This window comes from Eubacterium multiforme (assembly GCF_030813415.1).
Classification (GTDB): Bacteria; Bacillota; Clostridia; order Clostridiales; family Clostridiaceae; genus Clostridium; species Clostridium multiforme.
Genome location: NZ_JAUSUF010000016.1, coordinates 17,508 through 44,491, shown reverse-complemented (window position 1 = coordinate 44,491; position 26,984 = coordinate 17,508). Strand labels below are relative to the sequence as shown.

Sequence of the window (26,984 nt, the reverse complement as noted above, 5' to 3'; positions counted from 1 at the left end):
GTTGGCAAACCGTTTCGATGTGCGAGTAGCACAGCCAGTAACATGCCCTTATAGGGCTAGAGCAAACCACCCGTTTTACGGGTGGTCATGATTTTCTATGAAAGTATAAAAAATTGTTTTTAATATTCTTTTACATAATTTGAATAATGTTTTATCATAAACAATAAAATAATTATATAAAATTAAATATATGAACTATAAAATGTAATAAAATGAAAAAATATTGCTAAAGTTAGTTATATACATCTTACTTATGATTATATATAATTATTGTATAAGAATAATTATTTGATATGGTTACGTTTTCAAAAAAATAGAACGAAAAGGGTATATAAACATATAATGGATAATAAAACTATATAACATTAGTATTTTTTTAAAGCTTAGGATGGGGAGTGTTTTTTTTGACAAAAATAGAAGAATTAAATGAATGTCTTAAACAATTGAAGCTTGAAAAACGACAGTTAATTTTAGCTGGGAAGAAAACTTCTGATATAGACGAAAAGATAAAAATAGTTGAAGAAGAAATTGATGAATTGAAAGATCTTTTAAAAGCGTAATATAAACGTAATAATAATTATAATTATAGAAACTTAACAAGTGTGTTAGGTTTCTATTTTTTTATATAGAATATTTCCTTTTAAAAAAGAATATAAATTATCTAATGAATGGATTATTTTAAATTTTAGGGAGATGATAAAATGATTAGAACTGTTGTCTGCGAAAAGGAAGGGTGCTCTGGTAATAAATTTAGAATTGAAACTTTAGATAATAAGATAAAAGCTATTTGCATGGAATGTGAAAGTGAATATTATCACGAAATAGGAGATGATATATATGAAGTTTTATCCTTTTGTTCTTCGTGTAAAAACGATAATTTTAAGTTGTTTAAAGATACTAATGGAAATAAGTTATATGCAAAATGCTCAATATGTGGTGATCCACCAGAGAAAATATTCGTAGATGCAGATGGAATACAAATAAAGTACGAAACAAAGTTATTACAAGAATTAAAAGAGCAAATTCAATCTATAGATCAAAGATTATGTAATTTGAATATTAAAACAGAAGATATAGAGCGTGGTCAAAGTATAATAGAGGAATCATTAGCTTATATAAATAAGTATATAATTCAAGATAGATAGTAATTTAAGGTATATAAACTTACAATCTTATAAATTTACATTTATTATTTTATTGTAGTATAATATAGCTTATTATTATTGATTGGAGACTTAATGTATGAAGGTTAAACAAAAGATGGTATTATCTTGGGCTATATTATTAATTTGGATGGTATTTATATTTTATATGTCAAATCAGCCGGCAAATATTTCAAATAATCAAAGTGATTTTGTATTAAATTTAATAAGAAATTTAGGTATGGATATTGAAGGAATTTATGTTGATATAGCTATTACTATAATTAGAAAAGGTGCACATTTTACAGAGTATTTAATATTAAATATACTTTACTTTAATGTATTAAGATTTTATATAAGTAATAAAAAAGCTTTAATATATTCAATTATATTATCATTTATTTATGCTTCAACTGATGAGTTACATCAAACTTTTGTAGCAGGTAGAGCAGGTAGGTTTACTGATGTATTGATAGATACTTCAGGGGCTGCTACAGGATCAATATTAGTATTTTTTATAAATAAGATAATAAAAAGAAAAGCAAAAGCCGTAAAATAGGCTTTTGCTTTTTTATATTGGATTTATAAATATTAACTATTTTTTGTAGTTATTTTATTTAATGTTAGTTTTTATTTAATGTCAGTAACATGAATTGTAGAATAACCATTTTTATTTAAGGCTTCAACAATTGATTTCATTAATGAATTTTGAGCTATTTCTTCATTAAAAGTATTGTTATTAGAGTTGAAATTTAAATAATCAAGCTCTAATGTTGGATGATAAAATAATGATGCTAAAAAGTTTGGAGCTGGATTTTCAATCTTTTTAATCATAGGTTTAGTATCATGATTTTTTACATAGTTAAGTGGAGTTGGAATATAAACATTACCTTCAGCTGTTTCTTTAAATGCTGTAAAGTAAGGAATACTATATGGTTCATATAAATATTTGAAATATTCTTGTATAATTTCTTTTTGCTTTCTAGTTGCTTGATAGTGTGGACTTTCAAAAAAGTGAACAGGAATATTTAAATCGTCAGCATTTTTAAGACCATTTTCTATAACAGCTCTAGTTTCTTTTTCTGTTGAATTAAATTTACTTGATAATTCTATTCCAGCTAAACTTACGCTGTCTCCTGCTTGATGAGTGTAGCCATGAAGTCCAATTTCAGCTCCACTATTAATTATATAATCTAATAAGTTTATAAAACCAACATTATTTATACAATTATTTGTTAGAAGGTCGTTATCAAAATGTTCTCCAGGGTCTTTGTATCTAGGTACCCAAGCTACATGGAATCTTATATTATTGTTATAAAGATAATCTGCCATTACCTTTAATTTAGTTTGATTTACATCTTCATATAAAGCTCCACCAGAAGAGAAATCTTCTAATCTTATTAAGGCAGCTTTGCCATCTTTAAGTTTATCATTAGTTCTATTTAATCTACTATAATTTGATTTTAACAGTTTAACTGAATTCTCTTTAAAATCAAATACTGATGTTAGAGAAAAGATATATTCAATATCAGATATAGAAATATAATATTGATCTTTATATTTTGGAAGCCAACCTCTTAAGTTATATTTTTTACCATTTATCATAGCTTCTTTTTCAGAAAAAGTTATTTTTGAATCTCCTTTTGAAAATTCTAATGGATTTTTGTTATCTTTTGAATATCCAAAAGTTTTATTTACATAATCTAGAGGTAAATAATATCTTTGTGCCCTTAATAAAATAGGTACATCTTTTGGAACAGTTTTTCCTAATATAGATATTTTAACATTATCTATTTTCTTTAAAGGTTCAGAGTTTAAATTAATTGATGAGGTATAAATACTTTTATAGTTTTTAGGCTTAACCTTACTTATTACTTGTCCATTTTCTACATAGGTATTTCCTTGGAAGAAACTAAAATAGAATGCAATTCCATAGGCTATTAGAATAACAAAAACTGCTATTATACTATACTTTATACCTTTTTTTAATTTTTTATTTTTCATCTTTTTTCCCCTATCTTAGATTTTTTAATAAATATATTTTAGCATAGGACTTTATAAATATAAGAGAATTTATGTAAAAATAAGAAAATATTAAGATAAAAAAATATTAAAACAGATTTTTTTATACAAAAACATACAAAATGTAGAATTGTTAAAATAAACCTTACAAATATGAACAAAATGAACAAAATGGTTGTAATTAGTTCAAAAATGTTATATAATGTACACATCTTAGAAACATATGTGCTTATAATGAGGACTAAATGTGGGGATACTAATAAAAAGGGGGACAGCTAATGGAAAAAAACATTAAGAAAAAAGGTTTTCTGAATATGGTTGAAAGAGTTGGTAATGGGTTACCTCATCCAGCTACTATATTTATTATTTTATGTGCAGGTATTATAGTTTTATCAGCAATACTAGCTAAGATGGGAGTTAGTGTTACTTATACAGGTCTAGATAGGGCCACAATGCAAATTAAAGAGTTAACAGTATCAGTTCAATCACTTCTAACTCCAGATGGAATTAGATATATGTTTGAAAGTGCAGTTAACAATTTTACAAGTTTTGCACCACTTGGAACGGTTTTAGTGGCATTACTTGGAGTTGGGGTTGCAGAAGGAACAGGACTTATTGGAACATTACTAAGAAAACTTGTTACTAGTACTCCAAAGAGCTTAATTACAGTAGTAGTAGTTTTTGCTGGAGTAGTTTCAAATATAGCATCAGATGCAGGATATGTTATACTTATACCTCTTGGAGCAGTTGTATTTTTAAGCTTTAAGAGACATCCACTTGCAGGTATTGCAGCAGCTTTTGCAGGAGTATCAGGTGGATTTAGTGCTAACATAATATTTGGACCAACAGATGCATTACTTGCTGGTATAACTCAAGAATCAGCTCAAATGTATCAAGCTGGATATGAAGTTGGAATAGCTTCAAACTGGTATTTCTTAATAGCTTCAACAATACTTATTACAATAGTTGGTACAATCATAACAGAAAAGGTTGTTGAACCAAGACTTGGAGAATACAAAGGCAAAAAACAATCTGAAGAGATAACAGAAATTAGTGATAATGAAAAAAGAGGATTAAAATTTGCAGGTATTGCACTAGTATTATTTATAATATTTATGGGATTACTTGTTGTTCCATCATGGGGACCACTTAGAAATCCTCAAACAGGAGAAATATTAAAGTCACCTTTCATGCATTCAATGGTAGCAATAATATCAATGGCATTTTTAATACCAGGAATAGCATTTGGAATTGGTAAAAGAGATATAACTAGCGATAAGCAAGTAATAAATTTAATGGGTAAGAGTATGTCTTCAATGGGAGGATACATAGTATTAGTATTCTTTGCAGCTCAATTCGTTTCATACTTTAACCATACAAACATTGGTACAATTATTGCAGTTAAAGGAGCGGACTTCTTAGAAAATACAGGAATATCAGGAATTCCTTTAATATTAGGATTTATATTAGTATCAGCATTTATAAATCTATTTATGGGTTCAGCTTCAGCAAAGTGGGCTATTATGGCACCAGTTTTCGTACCTATGTTTATGAGAATGCACTATTCACCAGAACTTGTTCAAATGGCATATAGAATTGGTGATTCAAGTACAAATATTATTTCACCTCTTATGACATACTTTGCATTAATAGTTGCTTTTGCAGAGGTTTATGATGAAGATACAGGTATAGGAACACTTATTTCAACTATGGTTCCTTACTCAATGGCATTTTTAGTATGTTGGACTATTTTATTAATAATATGGTTCTTACTAGGATTACCACTTGGACCAGGTGCAGGATTATTTATTTAAAAATTATATAGTTTAAATAAGAAGCAGGAGATAGTTATATTTCCTGCTTTTTTTATATAATATCTTAAAATTTTCTTATAAATTAATTAAAATATGGAATAGTTCCAAAAAGTATAGTTTGTAAATAACAAAATATCTTAACATTATGATACAATTGTATTTGTGAAATTTTAAAAGTATAATTTCACTATAAAATTAGGAGGATTAGGTATGGAAATAAAAAAGTTTAGAAATGGTTTTACGAGTTTTGTAACTATAGCATTAAAACCATTAATACTTATTTTAGTTTTTGCAACTATATTAGATTTAAAGGTTTTCTATAAAGGACTAGATTTATCTTTTACAGTTTCTACTTTAGCTTTAATATTAACTGTTGTTTTAGGATATTTTTTAGTGAAAAGTAAAACTTTAAATAATAGAAGTAAAATAATAATTATTTTAATATGGGGTGCTATATTAAGAATATTATGGCTTATAAATGTAAAATCAGTTCCGGTATCTGATTTTAATACTATGTATCAAACGGCAAAGGCAGTATTAGAAGGAAATTATGGTATGATGTGGGGAACAGGATATATAGCAAGATTTCCACACTTAACTGTTATGATTATGTATATGGCATTAATGCTTAAGCTTTTTTCAAATGCAATATTAGCAATGAAAATTGTAAATTTAATTATGGGTGTAATTACAATTTACTTAATTTACTTAATATTAAATGAAACATTTGAAAAGAAATATTATGGAATAATTGGTGCCTTAATAGCTTCAGTATTTCCACCTCTTGTAACTTATACAGGAGTACTTTGTACAGAAAATATAGCAATACCTTTTTACTTAGGGAGTATATATGTTTTTCTTATAACTTGTAAGAAAAAAGTTCATCCAGCTATGTTTATATTATCAGGGGTACTTTTATCTATAGGAAATTTATTTAGAATGGTTGCACCAGTTATGGTAATAGCTTATGTAATGTATATTATAATTTATACAGACAATAAGTTAAAAAATAAGATAATAAATATTTTAATGGTAGTAATATCCTTTGGACTAGTTCTTGTTATAGCAAGTTCAACTTTAAAGGCTTTCAAAATTACTGAATATAATTTATGGAAGGGTGCAGAGCCGTCAACTACATTAATATTAAAGGGTACAAATATTGAATATGGTGGTAGATGGAATTTAGATGATGCACAAATACCAGAAAAATATAATTTTAATTATGATGAAATAGATTCTGCATGTAAGGATATAATCTATAATAGACTTACTACAACTAACCCTTCTACTTTATTAAAATTTTATATACAAAAATATTCAAATCAGTGGGCAGAGGGAGATTTAAGTGGTGTATTTTGGTCACAACTTGATGTTCCTAATAATGATATATTAATTAATTTTAATAATGGTGGAAGATTTGCTATACAAATTATGTATTTAATAGTAATGGTATTAGTATTTATTGGGTTATTTAATAAAAAGAGATTTAAAAATAAATCAGAAATAAATCTTTTTTATATAGCTTTTTGCGGATATGGGTTATCTTATCTATTTATAGAAATGCAATCTAGATATTCATATATTGTATGTTGGTTGTTTGTAATTTTAGCTGTTTCTGGAATAGAAAAAATAAAAGAATTGAGACATAGTATATAAAATTTTTTAAGTAGGTGAAGAGAAAATATGAAATTTGATAAGATACTTAATTCTATCAAAAAAATTAAGCTAGGTTTTGTAATGAAAGTTTTAATATTTATAATATTAGCTTTAAAAACAGTAGCTTTTATGGCAATAGGATCATCTAACAATGGAAGAACATTTTTAGGGTGGGGCGTGCAGATTGATAATGAAGTATTACTTGCTCATATAGCATTTTTATTAATAATGATAATTCCAGCTCTTTTCTTTAAAGGAAAGAGGCAATTTACTTATTTAATAGTAATAGATTGTTTATATTCATTATTACTAATAGCAGATCTTTGGTATTATAGAGCAAGTAGAAATTATTTAGGATTAAGACATATATTTTTTAGAGATATGTTTAATCCATTAAATGAAAGTTTAATAAATCCAAGTATATTGGATTTACTATTTATAATAGATATACCAATACTTATATTAATAAGAAACAAAGCAAAATCATTAAGTCTTTGCAAGAAACATATAAAATCAGCTATTGGTGTATTAGTTATTTGTGTAGCAGTTATTTACGGAACACATTATTTATTTGATGTTAAGAATATAACTGATAATAAAGTTAAGTTTATGAATACATCATGGTCACCTTTTGCAATGATGCAGGATGCTTCCCCTCTTGGATATCATTTAGGAGAGGCAGCAATGGCTATAGAAAAGTATAAAGAAAAACCTAGTGAAGCGGAAATGAAGCAGGTTGATAATTGGCTTGAGTGGAACAATAAGAAACTACCAGATAATAAATATAAGGGTATATTTAAAGGTAAGAATGTAATATTCATGCAAATAGAATCTTTAGAAAACTTTGTAATTGGTAAAAAAGTTTATGGACAAGAAATTACTCCAAACTTAAATAGACTTATTAATAAATCATTTTATTTTGACGATTTTTATGAGCAAAATAATGCTGGTAATAGTATAGACTGTGATATGATGGTTAGTTCTGGAATGTTAACATTAGGGGATAGTATAACATTTTTAACTCATCCAGAGGTTAAATATCCATCTTTACCAAGGAACTTAATTAAAAATGGATATACAGTAGTATCAACCCATGCAGAAAGAGCAGGGGATTGGAACTGGTCAGAGGCACATGCAAATGCTTTAGGAATTAATAAGATGTGGGATATTAATTCATATAAACTTGATGATGTTTTTGGAATGGGACTTTCAGATGGATCTTTTTATAGTCAATATGCAGATAAATTAAAGACTTTAAAGGAGCCTTTCTTCTCAACAATACCTAGTTTATCAAGTCATGGACCTTTTGATCTTCCAGATAGATATAGAGAATTAGATTTACCAAAGGTAATTGATGATAGTAAATTAGGTGGATATTTCCAAAGTGTTAATTATGCAGATAGAAAAATAGGATTCTTTATAAATAAATTAAAGAAACTTGGGTTAATGGACAATACTGTTCTTGTTATTTATGGAGATCATACAGGAGTTCATAAATATTATAATAAGGAAATCCAAAAGCTACCTTTACCAGGAACTTGGTGGAAGAAGGTAGACCATAAAATACCATTATTTATTTATGGAACAGGAATTAAAGGAGAAACTATAAATACTCCAGGAGGTCAAAGTGATATAACTCCAACAATGTTGTATTTATTAGGAATAGATACTAATGATAAGTTTATGGGAAGAAATCTTTTAAATACAGATAGGGATGCTACTGTAATTAAAGGAAATAAGGTTATTGGAAATCCTACACCTGAGCAAAAAGAGCAATTAGGAAAAGCATATAAAATAGCAGATTATATGATAAAGAATAGATATTTTGAAAATAGAGGTTTAGTTAATTAAATATATATTAAAAATTAAAAATAGAAAATAATATATAATATGTTTATTAGAGTGTCGAATTTGCGACACTCTAATATTTTTGAATAAAATAAATTATTAAATCAATTTTAAAATATTAAAAACAAGTTATCCATAGCGAATTTTTAATTTGTTACTATAAATATTCTATTTAAATGTTCTTCTAGCAAATGTACTAAAAGTAAATTTGTCTGGACGATGGTGAGATTCAGTATATTCAAATAGAGTACCATCATCTAAGTAAACAAAGTTTTTAATAATTGCAACTAAATTATTATTCCCTAAATCAATATATTTTTTATCTAAAGAAGAGGCAGGCTCAACAGAAATTAATTTTTGAGCTCCACTTATTTTTATATTAGTATTTTCTTCTAAAAATTTATATATTGAATCTTTAGCTATATTTTTATTTAAATCTTTAACTACATCAGATAAAAAATAATTTATATCTAAGATTACATTCTCATCATTTATATTTCTAACTCTTAAAATATGAAGAACTTTGCTATTAACAGAAAAACCAGTTTTTTCTGAGAGTTCTTTATCTACAATAATTTCCTCAAATAAAGGAATTTCCGTAGTATATTTTATATTATTGTTTATAGATGCCTCCTTAAAACTTTGTAAGCCACCAACTAAAAACTTAAAAGGTTTGTTTTCAATTACAAATACACCTTTACCGTGTACACTTGTTACAATACCATCTGTAGCTAACATATCTATTGCACGTCTAACTGTATTTCTACTTACAGAAAATAAAGTAGTTAATTCATTTTCTGATGGTAATTTTTCACCAGGTTTAAAACTATTATTTAATATTTTTTCTTTAAGATAATTATATATATCTAAGTATTTGTTTTTAGACATAAATAAGGTCCTCCTCATGGATATATACTTACATTATATACATTTTTTTAAGATTAGTCATTATTTCACAGAACTTGTTCAAACAAGTGTTGACAAACTTGTTTGAACAAGTTAAAATAAAATCATAAATTATATCAAACGTTTACAAAACTAAAGAGAATTTTATATAAAGGGAGGATACAAATGGGAGTGTATAAAGAGGAAGCTAAAAAAGTTTTAGAATTAGTTGGTGGTAAAGAAAATATTGTTAGTGCAGCTCATTGTGTTACAAGACTAAGACTTGTACTTAAAGATCCAGCTAAAGCAAAACCTAAAGAAATTGAAAAATTACCTACTGTAAAGGGAACTTTTACAAATGCAGGACAATTTCAAATAGTAATAGGTAATAAAGTTTCAGAATTTTTTAAGGATTTTACAGAAGTTGGAGATATAAAAACTGTTTCTAAAGAGGAAAGTAAAAATATAGCCAAAAAGAATATGAATCCTTTGCAAAGAGTAATTGGTGGTCTTGCAGAAATTTTTATTCCACTTCTTCCAGCAATTATAACTGGAGGTCTTATACTTGGATTTAGAAATATTATTGGAGATTTACATGTATTTGGTAATGGAACACAAACTTTAATTCAATTACACCCTGTACTTGCACAAGTTTATGATTTTCTATGGGTAATAGGAGAAGCTATATTTCATTTCTTACCTGTTGGAGTTACTTGGTCAACAGTTAAAAAATTTGGTGGTTCAGAAATATTAGGTATTGTTCTTGGTATATGTTTAGTATCACCTCAATTATTAAATGCTTACGGATATGCAGAAGCAGCTGCAAAAGGAACTATTCCTGTTTGGAATTTTGGAATTATAACAGTAGAAAAAGTAGGTTATCAAGCACAGGTAATTCCTGCTATACTTTCAGGTATTGTATTATCAAAAATAGAACTTTGGCTTAAAAAATATATACCTGATGTATTAAAAATGATAATTATACCTTTCGTTGCAATAATAGTTACAGTATTACTTTCATATATAATAATTGGACCTATTTCACGTGAATTAGGCAATGGAATAGCAGCAGTATTTACTTATCTTTTAACAGGACCATTTAAAATAATAGGTGCAATAATATTTGGACTTACATATGCACCACTTGTAATAACTGGTCTTCATCATACATTTATAGCTGTAGATTTACAACTTATAGCAAATAATGGAGGAACAATGATATGGCCATTAATTGCTCTTAGTAATATTGCTCAAGGTTCAGCTGCTATGGCAATGGTTATGTTATACAAGAAGGATGAAAAAATTAAATCAATAGCATTATCTTCAGGAATATCAGCATGGCTTGGAGTTACAGAACCTGCTATGTTTGGAGTAAACTTAAAATTTAAGTATCCATTTTATGCGGCAATAATAGGTTCAGCATCAGCTGCAGTTGTAGCAATAATGACAGGAGTACTTGCAAATTCAATTGGAATTGGTGGGTTGCCTGCATTACTTGCAATAAAACCTAACAATTGGTTAACTTATTCAATAGCAATGCTAGTTGCTGTTATAGTACCATTTGTTTTAACATTTATATTTTATAAAAGAGAACAAATTAAAAGTAAATAATAGATTTATAAATTAAGTTGTATTTTAGCTATATAAGAAGAAGGAGTGGCAGTAATGGCAGATTGGTGGAAGAAGTCTACTGTATATCAAATATATCCAAAGAGTTTTAAAGATAGCAATGGAGATGGCATAGGAGATATAGGTGGAATTATAGAAAAATTAGATTATTTAAAAGATTTAGGAATAGATGTAATATGGATAACACCAATATATGTGTCACCACAAAATGATAATGGATATGATATTGCAGATTATTATAATATAGACCCTTTATTTGGAACAATGGAAGAATTTGAAGAACTGCTTAAAGAAATTCATAAAAGAGATTTAAAACTTATAATGGATATGGTAGTGAATCATACTTCTACGGAGCACAAATGGTTTAAGGAAGCATTAAAAGGAAAGGACAATCCATATCATGATTTCTATATATGGAAAAAGGGGGAGAAAGATATTCCTCCTACTAATTGGAAATCTAAGTTTGGAGGTTCAGCTTGGAAATATGTGCAGAAATTAGATGAATATTATCTTCATTTATTTGATGTAACTCAAGCAGATTTAAATTGGGAAAATCCTACTTTAAGAAAAGAAATTTATAAAATGATGAGATTTTGGATGGATAAGGGAGTAGATGGCTTTAGGCTTGATGTTGTAAATCTTTTATCAAAAGACCAAAGATTTTTAAATGATACTTTAGAAGATTCAAATCATGATGGAAGAAAATTTTATACAGATGGACCTAAGATTCATGAATATTTAAGAGAAATGAATGAAGAAGTATTTTCAAAATACGAAGATACTATGACAGTTGGAGAGATGTCATCAACAACTATAGATAACTGTGTAAAATATACTAAGCCTTCAAGAAAAGAACTTACTATGACCTTTAGTTTTCATCATTTAAAGGTTGATTATTTAAATGGAGAAAAGTGGAGCTTAATGTCTTTTGATTTTAATAAATTAAAGGAAATATTATTTAATTGGCAAGTAGGAATGGAAGAAGGTTGTGGTTGGAATGCACTTTTTTGGTGCAATCATGACCAGCCAAGAGTATTATCACGTTTTGGAGATGACTTAAATTTTCATGAAAAAAGTGGTAAGATGCTTGGAACAGCAATTCATTTAATGAGGGGAACTCCTTATATATATCAAGGAGAAGAAATTGGAATGACAAATCCAAAGTTTGAAAGTATAGATGACTATAGAGATGTTGAATCTATTAATGCTTATAATGAACTTAAAAATAAAGGATGTTGTGAGAAAGAAATATTAAATATATTGAAGGAGAAATCCAGAGATAATTCACGTACACCAGTTCAATGGGATGAAAGTGAAAATAGTGGTTTTACTAAAGGAATTTCATGGATAGATTTATCCAAAAATTATAAAGAAATAAATGTAGATAATAATATAAAGGATAAGGATTCAATATTTAATTATTATAAGAAGTTGATTAATTTAAGAAGAACTTATGAAATAATTAGCAATGGAAAAATAAAACCAATACTAAAAAATGATAAAAATATATTAGCCTATGAAAGAATTTTAAATAATAATAAGCTTATAGTATTTTGTAATTTTTATGGTAATGAAGCCAACATTTCCTTAAAAGAATATGATTTAAAATCTTCAGAAATTCTAATTAGTAATTATGGGGATTTTGAAGTAAAAACATATATAAAACTACGACCTTATGAATGTTTTGCTTTGTATATAAAAAATGAATAAAAAAAGAACTAAAGAGGAAAATTTGTCGATTTTCCTCTTTTTCTTTTAAATTATTATTAAGAATAGTGGGTTTTCTTGTTATATTTCCTGAAATTAAATATAATATTTAAGTTAGTATAATATTATAATGGGTTTATAAAGAAACTTAAATAGTATATAATAAAGAATAAATTTTTTAAAATGGGAGAGTTTTGATGGAAAACAAGAGAAAAAGGAGAAGAAGAAATAAAAAGAAGTGGAAAACGATAGTAGCCTTTTTGGTTTTTGAATTGGTATTTACAGCCGTTACAGCACCCTTTGTATTACTTTATGGACCTTTTGATAATGCAAAGAGAATATATGTTGGTTCAGCAATGACAACAATGAAGCATCAATATTTAGCAACAATGTTTTTATCAAAGGAAAGAATTAATGAGATATTAAATTCATCAGATGAACAAAATGAAAACTTAGGAATTAAAAATAATTCTGTAGTTGAAGTAAATGGAAAACAAGACAATACAATAGAACTTTATAAATTTGAAAACTCAAAATATAATGGACATATGTTAGTAATTAAAAATCCTAAAAGGGTTAGAGTTGCATATACAAAGGATATGTACAAAAAGGGAGAAACAACTTCAGAAATGGCAGTAGACAATAATGCAGTAGCAGCTGTAAATGGAGGAGCTTTCGTAGATAGTTCCAGTAATTCAAATTGGACAGGCAATGGTGGAACACCAACAGGGATTATAATTTCAAATGGAAAAGTAGTATTTTCAGATTTAAAAACACAAAATACGAAAACAGAATGTATGGCAATTACAAAGGAAGGTAAAATGCTTGCAGGTAAGTATTCTACTAAAGAGCTTAAAGAATTAAATGTTCAAGAAGCCGTTAGTTTTAAGCCAGTACTTATTAAGGATGGGGAACCTACAACTTTAGGAGGAGCTAATGGAGCAAGAGGTATTGCACCAAGAACAGCTATAGGACAAAGAGCTGATGGATCAATAGTTTTAATGGTTATTGATGGAAGAAATCTTGTAGGAAGTATTGGATGTACTATGACTGAACTTCAATCTCTTATGCTTACAAAAGGAAAATGCGTTACAGCTATTAATTTAGATGGAGGAAAATCATCTACAATGTATTTAAATGGAGAAGTTATAAATGACGTGTCAAATGGACTTGGAGAAAGATATATTGCTTCTTCTATAATAGTTAAATAACAAAGGAGAGACTATGAGAAAAGTAAAAATGATATTATCCTGGATAGTAGTGTCCCTTGTACTTCAGTGTACGGTGCTATTTTTCTTAGATAAATTTTATTTTAAAGATAATACTAATGTTGATATGCAACAGGTATCAATAAATAGTACAAAAGATAATAATAAAATACATGTTACTATTCCAGCAGGTGCAAAAGATATTAAAGTTTCTTATGATGGTAAGTATGTAAGTTACTATGATAAGACAAAATTAGAGATATGCAATGCTAACACAGGAAATGTAAAACAATTAGAAAACATTAATAATAATCAAATACTAAGATCTGTTTGGCTTGAAGACAGAAATATGCTTTTAACTTTAGAGATAGAAGATGGAGAAATAGTTCTTTATAATTATGAACCTGAAAAGGGAGTAAATCAAAAAATAGTAGAGGTTTGTCCATATAATCAAGGTTATAAAAATTTTGATATAAAGGCATCAACAATTACAGGAGTTACTTATATTAAAATTAATAATCACATTTTTAGAGTTGATATAAACCAAAACTTTGCAACTAAAGTGCCTTTAAATGTAAGGGTGTTAGGAGATATTTCAATAATTCCAACAAAGGATAGATTAGTATATATGGCTCCTAATGGAACTATACTTCATATGACTCAGCCTAATACAAGAATAGCTATAAAATCTAATGAGAGCCTTGTAATATTAGGAATAGATGAAGATGGAGTTGCATACTTAGGAGAAGTACAAGGAAATAAAATAAATAAGATAGTTAAAAAGAATTTAAATGATATGTATTCTAAAGAAGAAATTATAACATTAGAAGAACCAGTTAATAAAAAGGATATTTTTGTTGATGGAAGAGGAAATGTTTATGTTAATTCTTCATCAAAAAAAGTTGTTAAAGAACTTAAATCTAAAAAAGAAACAAGCTATAAAGGAGAATTTTTAGGATTCTATAATAATGGTGTAGCAAGTTTAGTAGAAGGTAAGTATTACAAAACTCCTTTTACGAAATAGGTAATAAAGTTATATATTAGGGAGCGAGGCAAATGATGATTTTGCTTTGCTCCTTTTATAATATAGAAGTATAAAATAATTTAAATGTCTATTTCCTAACATATTTTTTATTAGTAATAATTTATATTATAATAAATTATATACAAAATCATATAATGTTAGGGAAGGAGGGCTTTTACTGATTAATAAAGTAAAAGAAAAATAAATGCAAAATAGTTTAGAATTTTTCTTAAGAATAGCTTTAGCTGGGGTTTTGGCAGGATTAATTGGATTAGAGAGAGAAATGGATTCTAAAGAGGCAGGTCTTAGAACGCATTTTTTAGTTGGACTTGCAAGTGCCATGTTTATGATTATTTCAAAATATGCTTTTAGTGATGTTCTTAGTTTAAATCATGTAGGATTAGATCCAAGTAGAATTGCAGCACAAGTAGTTAGTGGAATTAGTTTCCTTGGAGCAGGAACTATTTTTATGGAGAAAAAATTTGTAAAGGGACTAACAACAGCAGCGGGAATATGGACAACAGCAGCCATTGGACTAGCTACTGGAGCAGGACTTTATTGGATTGCTATTTTCACTACCTTTATAGTTATTGTAATATTGAAATTTATGCAAAAGTTATTAAATGTACATCTTTTAAAGGCAATAGATATTGTTAAAACCTTTGATATAAGGATACAGGTTTTAAAATATCCAGATGATAGAATAACAGACATATTATCAGATGAAAAGTATACAATATCTTCTATAAAGACTGAAAAGAATTTAAAAAATGATGAGTGCATGTATTCTATTCATTATATAATAAAAACTAAAAATAATGAGAATGCTTTTGAGTTAGTTAAAGAAATTCAAAGTATTGATAACGTTGTATCTGTGGATGTGGAAAATATATGATAACTATAAATTGAGTAAAACAAATATTAGATTGTTTGTTTTACTCTTTTTATATTAGAATAAACTACTATAAAAAATACTCTAACTAATTAAATTAGCTAGAGTATTTTTATTAAAAGCAAATTCTTATTTTTATCAAAAGATAGAACAAAAGATAGTGTAAAGGAAATAAAAATATCTTTTGATAAAATTTATTAATGAATTACATTTCTATTATATAGTTTAAATGTTTTTCTATTCAAATATATAATAGATCTTTAACCTTAAATTAACATGGCTTAATATTGTAGTTAAAAATATTTAATAAATTACTATTATTATGAAAAAAATTTAATTTTTACAAAATTTATATAGTAAAGTATAATTATTTTTAAGTTTATATATAAATTTAAAAATAATTAAGCTCAAGGGGGATGGTTATGAATTTTGTAATTGGACTTATAATTACAATTTTAGTATTTAGTTTATTTTTTATTTATTCAAAATATAAAATGAACAAGTTTATGAAAGAGGAAATAGATAGAAGATGGGGTAAGTTTCAAAGTATAAAAAATAGTAAAGTAGATTTTAAATATACAAAAGCATATTTTGAAAATACAAAGTCATGTTTTCATATTGATGATATAACATGGAGCGATTTAGACATGGATGATATTTTTAAGGTTATGAATAATACTATGACATCAGTTGGAGAAGAAGTTTTATATAACATTTTAAGGAAACCTCTTTTTAATGAAGATGAATTAAAGAAAAGAGAAAAACTAATTAAATTCTTTGAAGAGAAGGAGAATATAGCAAAAGGTATTCAATTAAAATTATGGAAATTAGGTAAGAAGAAAAAACTTTGCATATCAGATTATTTTTATAAAGATAAGGAAGAAGTAGTTAATGATAATAGTAAATTAAGATTAGTTTTATATAATATTTTATCAATAACTCCAGTTTTATTAACTATCTTAGGGATATTTTCTTATAATTATTTTTTTGCATTAATGGGTTTAAATATTGCTTTAAACATGTACATACATAAAAAAACTAAAGAGAAATATGAAAATAGAATAGAAGATTATATTTATATGATTTCCTTAGTTAACTGTGCAAAAGATATTTATAAATTAAATTATAAAAATATAAATGAAAATTATATACATATTGAAAAGACATTACGTTTATTAAAAGGATTAGAAAAGTCTGTATTTGTTAATGCAACTAATGCAACAAGTGAGGCATTAGCTTTTAATGAAATTTTTAATTTATTTTTTCTACGTGAGGTAAGAACCTTTGAAAGAATAAATAAAACTTTATATAACAATATGAAGGATTTAGAGAGCATATATAAATATGTGGGAGAGATAGATAGTTTAATTGCAGTGGCTTCCTTTAGAGGTGCAATTGAATATTATTGCATACCAAATCTTACTATTAGCAGCAATAAAGCTGAAAATAAAATAGACTTTAAAAATATATATCATCCTTTAATTGAAAATCCAGTTAAAAATAGTCTTGATATAAATAAGTGTTTATTAATAACAGGTTCTAATGCTTCAGGAAAATCTACATTTTTAAGAACAATAGGAATAAACTCTATTTTTGCTCAAACTATATATACTGCCTTTGCAGATGAATATAGTAGTAGCTATTTTAGATTATTTACATCAATGGCATTAAAAGATGATATGTTTTCTAATGAAAGTTATTATATGGTTGAAAGTAAATCATTAAAGAGAATATTAGATAATGTTAATGAAGAAATTCCTGTATTATGTTTTATTGATGAAATATTAAGAGGAACTAATACAATTGAGAGAATTTCTGCATCAACGGAAATATTAAATCATTTAAGTAAGGAAAATTGCATATGTATAGCAGCAACTCATGATATTGAGCTTACTTACATTTTAGAAAATAGTTTTTATAATTGTCACTTTCAAGAACAAATAAAAGATAACAATATTATATTTGATTATAAATTATATGATGGAAGATCAACTACTAGAAATGCAATAAAAATATTATCAGTTATTGGATATGATGAGGACATAGTTAAAAGAGCAGAAAGTAGAGCAGAATTTTTCTTGAAAAATAGCTACTGGGAAGAAATAAAGTAATTCTAAAACCTTTTAAACTCTCATAAAAATTAATATGAGAGTTTAAGAAGGGTGGGGCTTTATATATGAAAGATTATCATATAAAAAATCTTAGAAATATTGGATTTATAGGTCATGGTGGAACTGGAAAAACTTCTTTAGTAGAGGGACTATTATATAGTACAAATACAATAAGTAGACTTGGAAAAATTGAAGATGGAACAACTACCTCAGATTTTGATGAAGAGGAGAAACGTAGAGGGATTTCTTTATCTACAACGGTTTCGCCATTAGAATGGGAAAATAAAAAGGTGAATCTAGTAGATATACCAGGATACTTTGACTTTGAAGGTGAATTTATTGAAGGTATAAAAGCAGTTGATATTGGTGTAATAGTTGTTTGTGGAGTATCTGGCGTTGAAGTTGGAACGGAGAAAGCATGGGATTTTTGTAAAAAGATAGAGATGCCAAAGGCTTTTTTTATTAATAAATTAGACAGAGAAAATTCTAGCTTTGATAAAACATTAAATAATCTTAAAGAGAAATTTGGAGAAGGGGTAGTACCTATACAATATCCAATAGGAAAAGAAGATAGTTTTAGTGGAGTAATTAATGTAATTTCAAAAAAGGCTACAGTTTATAATTTAAGAACTAATAAAATAGAAGCAATTGAAATTCCAAAAGATTTAGAAGAAAAAATAGATGAGTGTAAAGAAATGTTAATGGAAGCTGTTGCAGAAAATGATGAGGAATTACTAGAAAAATACTTCTCAGAAGGAAGTTTAAGTGATGAAGAAATTTATAGAGGATTAATAAATGGATGCAGTACAGGGGATATAGCACCTGTAATGTGTGGAAGTTCAATTAAAGCAATAGGAATGAATTCTTTTTTAGATGATGTAATTAAATGTTTTCCATCTCCAGAACTATCCCTTGCAAAAAGGGCTATTAATGAAAATGGAGAAGAGGAGTATCTTTGTTTATCAGAAGATGGACCTTTTTCAGCAATAGTATTTAAAACTGTGGTAGATCCATTTGTAGGTAAAATATCTTTATTTAGAGTTATTACAGGAAAACTTAAAAATGATATGTCTGTAATAAATTCAAATAAGAAAAAAGGTGAAAAGTTATCAAATATATTTTTTATGAGGGGAAAAAATCAAGTTTTAACTAAGGAGATAGTAGCTGGAGATATTGGAGGAGTATCAAAACTTCAATTTACAGGTACAGGAGATACATTAGTAGATCCAAGTTTTAAAATTACTTATGAGAATTTTAATTTTAAAGAACCTGTAATATCTATGGCAGTAATTCCAAAGGCAAAGGGAGATGAAGAGAAAATATCATTAACTTTAAACAAACTATTAGAGGAAGACTTAACCTTTGATGTAAGAAGAGATAAGGAAACTGGCGAGCTTATTATATCAGGAATGGGAGAAACTCATTTAGAAGTTATAGCTTGTAAAATCAAAAATAAGTTTGGAACAGAGGTTATATTGAGAGAACCTAAAGTTCCTTATAGGGAAACTATAAAGGGAACTTCAGATGTTCAAGGAAAGCATAAGAAACAGTCTGGTGGACATGGTCAATATGGGGATGTAAAAATAAAATTTGAAAGAAGATATGATGGGGAAGAGGATTTAGAATTTGTAGATAAGGTAGTAGGAGGTGCTGTTCCAAGAAACTTTATACCAGCAGTTGAAAAAGGATTAAAGGATTGCATAAAAGAAGGAGTACTTGCAGGGTATCCAGTTATAGGTCTTAGAGCAACACTTTATGATGGTTCACATCATCCTGTTGATTCTTCAGAAATGGCCTTTAAAATTGCAGCTTCTATTGCATACAAAAAGGGACTTGAAAATGCAAAACCAATTCTTTTAGAACCTATTATGAAGGTGGTTATAACAGTACCTGAGGAATATATGGGAGATATTATTTGTGATATAAATAAAAAGCGTGGAAGAATAGTTTTAATAGAACCAAAGGAAAATAATCAAAGTATAATTTGCGAGGTACCACTTGCAGAAATGTTTAAGTATTCAACAGATATTAAGTCAATTACCCAAGCTAGAGGGGAATATAAAATGGAATTTGAAAGATATGAAGAAGTACCAGAAAATGAAGCTATTAAAATAATTGAAAATAGTAAAAAAGAAAATTAATTTAAAATATAGCCTTTAATTAAAATAAATTAATATGTTTTAGTTAAAGGCTTATTTATGATTGTTAAAAAAAGAGGTTATTATGGAGGTATAATTAATTTCTTGAAATGGAGTTAAGGAATGGTTTAATCTATTGAAATTGGAAGAATTTTATATAGTATTCTTTGTAATAAATTAAGGTTAATTACATATAATATACTTAAGTTAATTTATATTCTTTTTTTAGATGGAAGGATGAGAAATTATGTCGGATTATAAGATGGATATACATGGAAGTATAGGTCTAAGTGAATATAGCAATATTTATGATTATTTATGTATAGTGGATAAAGAAGATAAGTTTACAATATCAATAGATAAAGAAAATAAAGATAATTTAAGCACAATAAATTCAATTTTACAAGATAATAGTTTTACTGTTGACAATCAAGGTATAGACAACAATGGAAACTATTTCATAAAAGCACACAAAAATTTATAAAAAATAAAAATAGTTAAACTAATAACAATAAGGACTTTATTATTTCTATAAATATATTAAAATAGAATAGTAAGTCCTATTTTTATATGTAGATATAAAAATATATTAATCAATTATATTGAGGAGGTTTATATGAATAAATATGTAGTTGGGGTAGACCTAGGTGGCACAAAAATAAGTACTGCACTTGCAGACCTTAAAGGAAATGTTTTGGCACAAAGCATAATACCTACAAATGCCCATGAAGGGGAAGAGAGAGTTTTAGAGAGAATTATAAAAAGCATACAATCTGTTATTAATGAAGGTGATGCTAGTATAGAAGAAATTGATGGTATAGGAATAGGTTCACCAGGACCTTTAGATTCAAAAAAAGGTATAATAATAACTACTCCAAATTTACCATTTACTAATTTTAATTTAGTAAAACCTTTAAAGGATAAATTCAACGTTCCAGTATTTTTAGATAACGATGCTAATGTTGCAGCAATTGGAGAATATATGCTAGGTGCTGGAAAAGGCAAAAAGAATATGGTTTATTTTACAGTAAGTACTGGAGTCGGTGGAGGAGCAATTGTTGATGGTAACATATGTAGAGGAAATACATCAAATGCTTTAGAAATCGGTCATATGACAGTTGCACCATTTGGACCAAGATGTAATTGTGGAAATATAGGATGTTTAGAAGCGGTATCATCAGGAACAGCAATAGGTAAAAGAGGACAAGAAGCTGTAAGAAGTAAAGTTGAAACATCACTTAAAAATTATGAAACTATTACTTCATATGAAGTATTTAAAGAAGCTGAAAAAGGTGATGAAGTTTCAAAGGAAATAATTGATGAAGCATTAAATTATTTAGGAATTGGAATAGCAAATGCAATTTCAATATTTGATCCTGAAATGATAGTTATTGGTGGGGGAGTATCAAAAGCTGGAGATATAGTTTTTGATAAAGTTCGTGAAGTAGTTAATAAAAGATGTTTTAAATCTATGGCAGAAAGTTGCACTATAGTTCCAGCAGGACTTGGCACAGACGCAGGGGTTATAGGAGCAGTTGCATTAGCACTTTTAGAATTAAATAAGTAAAATTATTATTACCTACAAAATTATCATTAAATGATTTTGTAGGTATTTTTATTAGTATAATTAAAAAATGCAGTGGAAGAGTAGTAATGGAAAACTATTTGTTAACATTTTAAAATTCATTGTAAGTACATAGTTTTGTCTAATAAAATACAAAAAAATAAATTAATATAAATATAGTGAGATTTAAATACTTACTGTTTTAAATTAATTTTAAATATAAAAATTAATTAGTTTGTAGAACAATATTTAATGTTCATACAAGAAGGAGCGATAATTATGTCAGTATGTGAAAATTTAGAACCAAAAAAAGTATTCGAGTTTTTTGAAGAACTAACAAAGATTCCTCATGGCTCATATCATGAAAAGGAAATCAGTGATTACCTTGTAGATTTTGCTAAAAAGAGAAATCTTGAAGTAACTCAAGATAAAGCATTAAACGTAATCATAAGAAAGCCAGCTACAAAGGGCTATGAAAATTCAACACCAGTTATAATACAAGGTCATATGGATATGGTTTGTGAAAAAGCAGCTGATAGTGATCATGATTTTGAGAAGGAACCTTTAAAATTAAGAATCGAAGGAGATAACCTATACGCAACTAAAACTACATTAGGAGCTGATGATGGAATTGCAGTAGCTTATGCACTTGCTATATTAGATTCAAATGATATACCTCATCCAGCACTTGAAGTTGTTGTTACAACTGCTGAAGAAGTTGGTATGGATGGAGCTATGGCTTTAGATACTAAAGCTTTAAATGGAAAAGTGTTACTTAACATCGATTCAGAAGAAGAAGGTGTTTTCTTAGTTGGATGTGCTGGTGGAATTGAAACTAAAGCAACATTTTCAAATGATTTAGAAGAAAAGACTGGAACTTGTATGCAATTAAAAGTATCTGGATTACTTGGAGGACATTCAGGAATCGAAATAATTAAGCAAAGAGCAAATGCTAATAAATTAATGGGTAGATTATTATTTGAAATTGGTAAATCAGTAGACTTTAATTTAGTTGAAATAAATGGTGGTACAAAGCATAATGCTATTCCACGTGAATGTATTGCATCAATAACAGTAAAAAATGAAGAAGATATTAAAAAGGTTAAAGATATATATAAGAAGATGGAAGATGACTTTAAGGTTGAATATAGAGTTGCTGATCCTAATTTATCAATTAGTGAATGTAACTGCTGCTCTGAAAATAATAAACAATTTACAGCTAAAAAGACATCTGAATTAGTAGATTTCTTAGTTGCAGCTCCAAATGGAGTTCAAAATATGAGTAAGGATATAGAAGGATTAGTTCAAACTAGTTTAAATTTAGCAGTTATAAAAACTAATGAAAATGGAATAGAAATGACAATATCAATAAGAAGTTCTATTAAGAGCTTAAAATATGAAGTGTTTAATACATTATCAGTTATAGCTAAAAGAACAAATACTAAGTTTGAAAAAATTTCTGAGTATCCTGAATGGCAATATGATCCTGATTCAAAGATAAGAGAACTTTGCAAAAAGGTTTATAAAGACTTATTTAATAAGGATGCCGAAATATCAGCTATACATGCTGGACTTGAATGTGGATTATTTAAAGAAACTATGAAAGATACAGATATGATAAGTTTCGGACCTAGTATTTATGATGCTCATACTGAGAATGAACATTTATGTATTTCATCAACTGAAAGAACTTATAAATTACTTTTAGAAGTTTTAAAGGAAATGAAATAATTAATTAAATCTAAGAAAAGTCACTACTTAATATTTGTAGTGGCTTTTACAACTTAAGGAGTGGTCAAAATGCCTCAAGAAAAGAAAAAATTATCAGCTACAGCCTATGGAGGCTGTAAAGGAGAAGATTATGTACCCTTTGTGCCAACTTCTGATGTAATGCCAGAGACGACAGGATATTCAGTAATAGTTGGAATACTTATTGCATGTATATTTGCAGCTGCAAATGCGTACCTTGGACTTAAAGTAGGGATGACAATTGCATCAGCTATTCCAGGAGCAATATTAGCTGTTGGAATATTAAAAGGCTCTTTTAAAAGAAATAATATTCTAGAAGCTAATCTTGCTTGCTCACTATCAGGTATGGGGGAAGCTGCAGCTGGATGTGCAGTATTCGTATTACCTGCACTTATTCTTGCTGGATTTAATATAAGCTTGTTAACTATAATAATTATTATAATTGTAGGTGGATCAATGGGTATATTCTTTATTACTCCACTTAGAAGATATTTAATAGTAGAAGAACATGGAACTTTAATCTATCCAGAAGGAATGGCTGCATCAGAAGTTTTAGTTACAGCAAGCCAAGGTGGAAGTTCATTTAAAACAGTTTTAACTGGTATTGGTCTTGGTGGATTATATAATTTATTTTCAGATGGTTTTCAATTATGGAAAGGTCAAACAACTTATATTTTTAAAGGATATCAAGGAACAATGATAGGTTTAGATACTTTAGCACCAGTTCTTGGAGTAGGATTTATAGTTGGTGTTAGAGTGGGATTATTAATGTTTGGTGGTTCATTAGTTGCATGGTTTGGATTAATACCACTAATAAAATTCTTTGGGGCAGGATTACATTATGTTATATTCCCATCAACTAAACTAATATCACAAATGTCAGCTATGGAAATATGGTCAAATTATATTAAATATATAGGTGCAGGTGCTGTTGCAATGGGAGGATTTATATCTCTTGCAAAATCAATGCCTACTATAATAAATAGTTTTAAGCAAGCTATGGTAGGAGTTGTTAAAGAAGAAAAGCATACTGCAAATACAAAGAGAACAGATAAGGAAACTCCAATAGTATGGCTTATAGGAGCAGCTTTAGTAGGATTTTTTGCTACATGGCTTTTACCAATGATTAAAGCTGGAATCTTAGGCGGAGTATTAGCTGTATTATTTGCATTTTTCTTTGCAGTTGTATCAGCAAGAATGGTTGGTATAATTGGTGAATCTAATAACCCAGTTTCTGGTATGGCAATTGCTTCATTATTATTTATAGCAATTATATTCAGATTAACTGGACTTAGTGGATCAGTTGGTATAGAAAAATCATTAATAGTAACTTCAATAGTTGCAGCTGCAGTAGGAATTGCAGGTGCATCATCTCAAGGACTAAAAACAACATTTATAATTGGTGGTACACCAAAGGATAACCATATATGGATGTGGGTTGCTGTAATGTTTTCAGCAGTTATAGTTGCAGTTGTTATATTTATGCTAAATAAAGCTTATGGATTAGGTTCAGTAAATGTTCCAGCACCTCAAGCTACACTTATGAAAATGTTAGCTGATGGTATTATAACAGGACAAATTCCTTGGACTTTAGTATTCATAGGAGCATTTATATCAATATTCTGTGAAATGGTTGGAATTCCAATCTTACCAGTTGCACTTGGTGTATATCTTCCAATAACTTTAAATGCTACAATTTTATTTGGTGGAGTTGTAAGAGTTTTAGTTGAAAAGAGATTTAAAAAGGAAGAAGATAAAGATGCAAAAGGTGAAGCAGTTGAAAAAGGTGTTCTTACAGCATCAGGACTTGTTGCAGGTGGTGCAATTATGGGAATAATAGTTGCAATATTTACTACTATGGGAATTCATATTGGATTTGGAGCTAATATAATTCCAAGTATTACTCAAAGTAACTGGTTACCACTTGTAATGTTCTTAATTCTTTCTTATTGGTTCTACAGTTCATCTGTTAAAGGTGGAAAAGACTTTAAAATAAAAAATGAAAAGGCAAGTAAGTAATATGACTAGTTTTTTAAAAAAAGATAAAGATAAGGAAGTAAAAAAGCAAAATAAAAAAGCAAATTATAATTTTCTACTTTATGTACCTGAAATTAAGCATGATAATTGGAAGGTAGTAGAAGATAAAGTTGTAATATATTTTTCTGTTAAGGACCCTGTAAAAAGGTTTGTAGGATGGCTTTATAAAAAGTCTCCTACCTGTGATGTAACTTTTGATAACTTATGTTCAAAGGCATGGCTTTTTATAGATGGAAAAAATTCTATTTATGATATTGCAAAAAAGATGGCTAAAGAATGTAATGAAAATATAGATAGTTCAATTCACAGAATTGTTCCATATATGCGTTATATTGCAAAAAAAGGCTGGATTTCCTTTAAAGAAGTAAAAGAAGTTAGTTAAATTTAATATTTGTAATTTATAAAAGGAGTTAGGATGAAAATATTTTTGTCTAACTCCTTTATTTTTTATTAATGAATATAAATAATAAAATCAATACTATTTAAAATATAACCTTTTAATAAATAGTATTTAATAGAGAATAAATTAAAGAAATTTATGCAAAACTTTATGAAATAATTTTAGGTAAATATAAAGAGAGAGGATTTTTCAAAATAAAATAGAAAAATATATTTAAGAAATAATTTAAGGATTATTTATGTAAGAGAGATATAATATATTTAGTTATGCATATATTATAGGATTTATAAATAACAGAGGAAAAAAGGAGAAAATTTATGGTTACAGTATATTTAACAAGACATGGACAAACTGAGTGGAATTTAGAAAAAAGATTGCAAGGACATGGAAACTCTCCACTTACTGAATTTGGACTAAATAGAGCAAAGGAACTTTCAAAGAGAATGGCAGATATAAAAATAGATAAAATTTATACAAGTCCTATTGAAAGAGCTTACAAAACTGCCTGTATAGTAAGAGGAGATAAAGATATAGAAATTAAAACTCATGAAGGCTTAAAAGAAATGAACTTTGGAGATTATGAAGGACAAATAACAGAAGAAGTTATGAAAGAAAATCCAGATTGGGATATTTCAGCTATAATGAGAGGAAATTTAGAGATGCGTGCTCCAAATGGAGAAACATTAGGAGAAGTTAGGGAAAGAGTAAATTCAGCAATGAAAGATATACTTAAAGAAAGTGAAGATAAAAGTATATTAATAGTTGGACATGGAATAACATTAAAGGCAATTTTAGCATTTTTTAATGATGAAGAGGCTAATAACGATGTAATGGGACAAGCAACTCTTACAAAGGTTATAGTAGACGGTGATAATTTTAAAATAGAATTTAAAAATGATGGAAGCCATTTTACTGAAGAGGAAGAAAAGCAAGGTTGGTAAATAAAAATTTTGAATATAATAAGATTTTTTTGCATATGATATTGTAGGAAGAGGAAATATTAATTAGGGAAGACGAATAAATTCTCTTCTCTCATACATATTTATATATTGCTTAACTTCCATATAATTAAGGAATATATAAACCCGCCCATGCAATAAACTCTGTGTAATGAGAGGAAGGATTTTTTATATAAACTATCCCTAGACCTTTTTATGT

General features: G+C 27.5%; 21 protein-coding genes. 19 read left to right on the top strand and 2 right to left on the bottom strand.

The genetic code is table 11. The features are described 5' to 3' along the window. Positions 1-395 precede the first annotated feature (395 nt). The 3 genes from J2S18_RS14870 (at position 396) to J2S18_RS14860 (ending at position 1,701) form a co-directional block, all read left to right on the top strand. Complete coding sequence (locus tag J2S18_RS14870; RefSeq protein WP_307487985.1) at positions 396-560, top strand: hypothetical protein; 165 nt, start codon at positions 396-398, stop codon at positions 558-560. A 141-nt stretch (positions 561-701) separates the two neighbouring features. Next, positions 702-1,145: a hypothetical protein gene (locus J2S18_RS14865; protein WP_307487984.1), complete on the top strand. Its 444-nt coding sequence runs from the start codon at positions 702-704 to the stop codon at positions 1,143-1,145. A 97-nt stretch (positions 1,146-1,242) separates the two neighbouring features. Continuing rightward, the gene (locus J2S18_RS14860; protein ID WP_307487982.1) at positions 1,243-1,701 is read left to right on the top strand and encodes a VanZ family protein; all 459 of its coding nucleotides are present in this window, start codon (positions 1,243-1,245) and stop codon (positions 1,699-1,701) included. Positions 1,702-1,772: 71 nt separating this feature from the next. Here J2S18_RS14860 and J2S18_RS14855 read toward each other — a convergent pair whose 3' ends face one another. Beyond that, positions 1,773-3,146: a DUF2334 domain-containing protein gene (locus J2S18_RS14855; RefSeq protein WP_307487981.1), complete on the bottom strand. Its 1,374-nt coding sequence runs from the start codon at positions 3,144-3,146 to the stop codon at positions 1,773-1,775. 296 nt (positions 3,147-3,442) lie between these two features. Between J2S18_RS14855 and J2S18_RS14850 the strand changes: the two genes are divergently transcribed. The 3 genes from J2S18_RS14850 (at position 3,443) to J2S18_RS14840 (ending at position 8,485) form a co-directional block, all read left to right on the top strand. Further along, the gene (locus J2S18_RS14850) at positions 3,443-4,978 is read left to right on the top strand and encodes an AbgT family transporter (protein ID WP_307487979.1); all 1,536 of its coding nucleotides are present in this window, start codon (positions 3,443-3,445) and stop codon (positions 4,976-4,978) included. A 210-nt stretch (positions 4,979-5,188) separates the two neighbouring features. Next, entirely contained in the window at positions 5,189-6,634 is a 1,446-nt protein-coding gene (locus J2S18_RS14845) for a glycosyltransferase family 39 protein (RefSeq protein WP_307487977.1), read from the top strand. Positions 6,635-6,661: 27 nt separating this feature from the next. Further along, the gene (locus J2S18_RS14840) at positions 6,662-8,485 is read left to right on the top strand and encodes an LTA synthase family protein (protein WP_307487975.1); all 1,824 of its coding nucleotides are present in this window, start codon (positions 6,662-6,664) and stop codon (positions 8,483-8,485) included. Between the two features lie 165 nt (positions 8,486-8,650). On the opposite strand, the gene treR is transcribed toward J2S18_RS14840, so the two are convergent. Then, positions 8,651-9,370 carry a trehalose operon repressor gene (gene treR, locus J2S18_RS14835; protein WP_307487974.1) on the bottom strand — a complete coding sequence of 240 codons (720 nt, stop codon included), beginning with the start codon at positions 9,368-9,370 and terminating at the stop codon, positions 8,651-8,653. A 183-nt stretch (positions 9,371-9,553) separates the two neighbouring features. Here treR and treP point away from each other — a divergent pair, with 183 nt between their 5' ends. From treP to J2S18_RS14770, 13 genes are all read left to right on the top strand, one after another. Further along, positions 9,554-10,978, top strand: a complete 1,425-nt coding sequence (treP, locus tag J2S18_RS14830) for a PTS system trehalose-specific EIIBC component (RefSeq protein WP_307487972.1) — start codon at positions 9,554-9,556, stop codon at positions 10,976-10,978. A gap of 54 nt (positions 10,979-11,032) precedes the next feature. After that, positions 11,033-12,706, top strand: a complete 1,674-nt coding sequence (gene treC / locus J2S18_RS14825; RefSeq protein ID WP_307487970.1) for an alpha,alpha-phosphotrehalase — start codon at positions 11,033-11,035, stop codon at positions 12,704-12,706. A 194-nt stretch (positions 12,707-12,900) separates the two neighbouring features. Then, entirely contained in the window at positions 12,901-13,914 is a 1,014-nt protein-coding gene (locus J2S18_RS14820) for a phosphodiester glycosidase family protein (protein WP_307487968.1), read from the top strand. Between the two features lie 13 nt (positions 13,915-13,927). Further along, positions 13,928-14,935, top strand: a complete 1,008-nt coding sequence (locus J2S18_RS14815; RefSeq protein WP_307487966.1) for a hypothetical protein — start codon at positions 13,928-13,930, stop codon at positions 14,933-14,935. A 205-nt stretch (positions 14,936-15,140) separates the two neighbouring features. Further along, entirely contained in the window at positions 15,141-15,830 is a 690-nt protein-coding gene (locus J2S18_RS14810; RefSeq protein WP_307487964.1) for an MgtC/SapB family protein, read from the top strand. Positions 15,831-16,249: 419 nt separating this feature from the next. After that, entirely contained in the window at positions 16,250-17,938 is a 1,689-nt protein-coding gene (locus tag J2S18_RS14805) for a MutS-related protein (RefSeq protein ID WP_307487962.1), read from the top strand. Positions 17,939-18,003: 65 nt separating this feature from the next. Next, a complete protein-coding gene (fusA, locus tag J2S18_RS14800) occupies positions 18,004-20,079 on the top strand; it encodes an elongation factor G (protein ID WP_307487961.1) in 2,076 nt (691 codons plus the stop codon). Positions 20,080-20,323: 244 nt separating this feature from the next. Then, complete coding sequence (locus tag J2S18_RS14795) at positions 20,324-20,560, top strand: hypothetical protein (protein ID WP_307487959.1); 237 nt, start codon at positions 20,324-20,326, stop codon at positions 20,558-20,560. A gap of 132 nt (positions 20,561-20,692) precedes the next feature. Next, the gene (locus J2S18_RS14790; RefSeq protein ID WP_307487957.1) at positions 20,693-21,643 is read left to right on the top strand and encodes an ROK family protein; all 951 of its coding nucleotides are present in this window, start codon (positions 20,693-20,695) and stop codon (positions 21,641-21,643) included. Between the two features lie 276 nt (positions 21,644-21,919). Continuing rightward, positions 21,920-23,371 (top strand): aminoacyl-histidine dipeptidase, encoded by a 1,452-nt coding sequence (locus J2S18_RS14785; protein WP_307487955.1) that lies wholly within the window; start codon positions 21,920-21,922, stop codon positions 23,369-23,371. Positions 23,372-23,440: 69 nt separating this feature from the next. Further along, the gene (locus J2S18_RS14780) at positions 23,441-25,408 is read left to right on the top strand and encodes an OPT family oligopeptide transporter (protein WP_307487953.1); all 1,968 of its coding nucleotides are present in this window, start codon (positions 23,441-23,443) and stop codon (positions 25,406-25,408) included. A gap of 1 nt (position 25,409) precedes the next feature. Continuing rightward, complete coding sequence (locus J2S18_RS14775; RefSeq protein WP_307487951.1) at positions 25,410-25,808, top strand: PqqD family peptide modification chaperone; 399 nt, start codon at positions 25,410-25,412, stop codon at positions 25,806-25,808. 335 nt (positions 25,809-26,143) lie between these two features. Next, a complete protein-coding gene (locus tag J2S18_RS14770; protein WP_307487949.1) occupies positions 26,144-26,767 on the top strand; it encodes a histidine phosphatase family protein in 624 nt (207 codons plus the stop codon). The last annotated feature ends 217 nt before the right edge of the window (positions 26,768-26,984 follow it).

Bases quoted from the DNA above. Each gene is read 5' to 3' on its own strand.
- J2S18_RS14860 (WP_307487982.1), top strand. From the start codon at position 1,243: ATGAAGGTTAAACAAAAGATGGTATTATCTTGGGCTATATTATTAATT.
- J2S18_RS14865 (WP_307487984.1), top strand. From the start codon at position 702: ATGATTAGAACTGTTGTCTGCGAAAAGGAAGGGTGCTCTGGTAATAAA.
- J2S18_RS14805 (WP_307487962.1), top strand. From the start codon at position 16,250: ATGAATTTTGTAATTGGACTTATAATTACAATTTTAGTATTTAGTTTA.
- J2S18_RS14845 (WP_307487977.1), top strand. From the start codon at position 5,189: ATGGAAATAAAAAAGTTTAGAAATGGTTTTACGAGTTTTGTAACTATA.
- J2S18_RS14820 (WP_307487968.1), top strand. From the start codon at position 12,901: ATGGAAAACAAGAGAAAAAGGAGAAGAAGAAATAAAAAGAAGTGGAAA.
- J2S18_RS14855 (WP_307487981.1), bottom strand. From the start codon at position 3,146: ATGAAAAATAAAAAATTAAAAAAAGGTATAAAGTATAGTATAATAGCA.
- J2S18_RS14840 (WP_307487975.1), top strand. From the start codon at position 6,662: ATGAAATTTGATAAGATACTTAATTCTATCAAAAAAATTAAGCTAGGT.
- J2S18_RS14785 (WP_307487955.1), top strand. From the start codon at position 21,920: ATGTCAGTATGTGAAAATTTAGAACCAAAAAAAGTATTCGAGTTTTTT.
- treP (WP_307487972.1), top strand. From the start codon at position 9,554: ATGGGAGTGTATAAAGAGGAAGCTAAAAAAGTTTTAGAATTAGTTGGT.
- J2S18_RS14775 (WP_307487951.1), top strand. From the start codon at position 25,410: ATGACTAGTTTTTTAAAAAAAGATAAAGATAAGGAAGTAAAAAAGCAA.
- J2S18_RS14780 (WP_307487953.1), top strand. From the start codon at position 23,441: ATGCCTCAAGAAAAGAAAAAATTATCAGCTACAGCCTATGGAGGCTGT.
- fusA (WP_307487961.1), top strand. From the start codon at position 18,004: ATGAAAGATTATCATATAAAAAATCTTAGAAATATTGGATTTATAGGT.
- J2S18_RS14850 (WP_307487979.1), top strand. From the start codon at position 3,443: ATGGAAAAAAACATTAAGAAAAAAGGTTTTCTGAATATGGTTGAAAGA.
- J2S18_RS14790 (WP_307487957.1), top strand. From the start codon at position 20,693: ATGAATAAATATGTAGTTGGGGTAGACCTAGGTGGCACAAAAATAAGT.
- J2S18_RS14770 (WP_307487949.1), top strand. From the start codon at position 26,144: ATGGTTACAGTATATTTAACAAGACATGGACAAACTGAGTGGAATTTA.
- J2S18_RS14810 (WP_307487964.1), top strand. From the start codon at position 15,141: ATGCAAAATAGTTTAGAATTTTTCTTAAGAATAGCTTTAGCTGGGGTT.
- treR (WP_307487974.1), bottom strand. From the start codon at position 9,370: ATGTCTAAAAACAAATACTTAGATATATATAATTATCTTAAAGAAAAA.
- J2S18_RS14815 (WP_307487966.1), top strand. From the start codon at position 13,928: ATGAGAAAAGTAAAAATGATATTATCCTGGATAGTAGTGTCCCTTGTA.
- J2S18_RS14795 (WP_307487959.1), top strand. From the start codon at position 20,324: ATGTCGGATTATAAGATGGATATACATGGAAGTATAGGTCTAAGTGAA.
- treC (WP_307487970.1), top strand. From the start codon at position 11,033: ATGGCAGATTGGTGGAAGAAGTCTACTGTATATCAAATATATCCAAAG.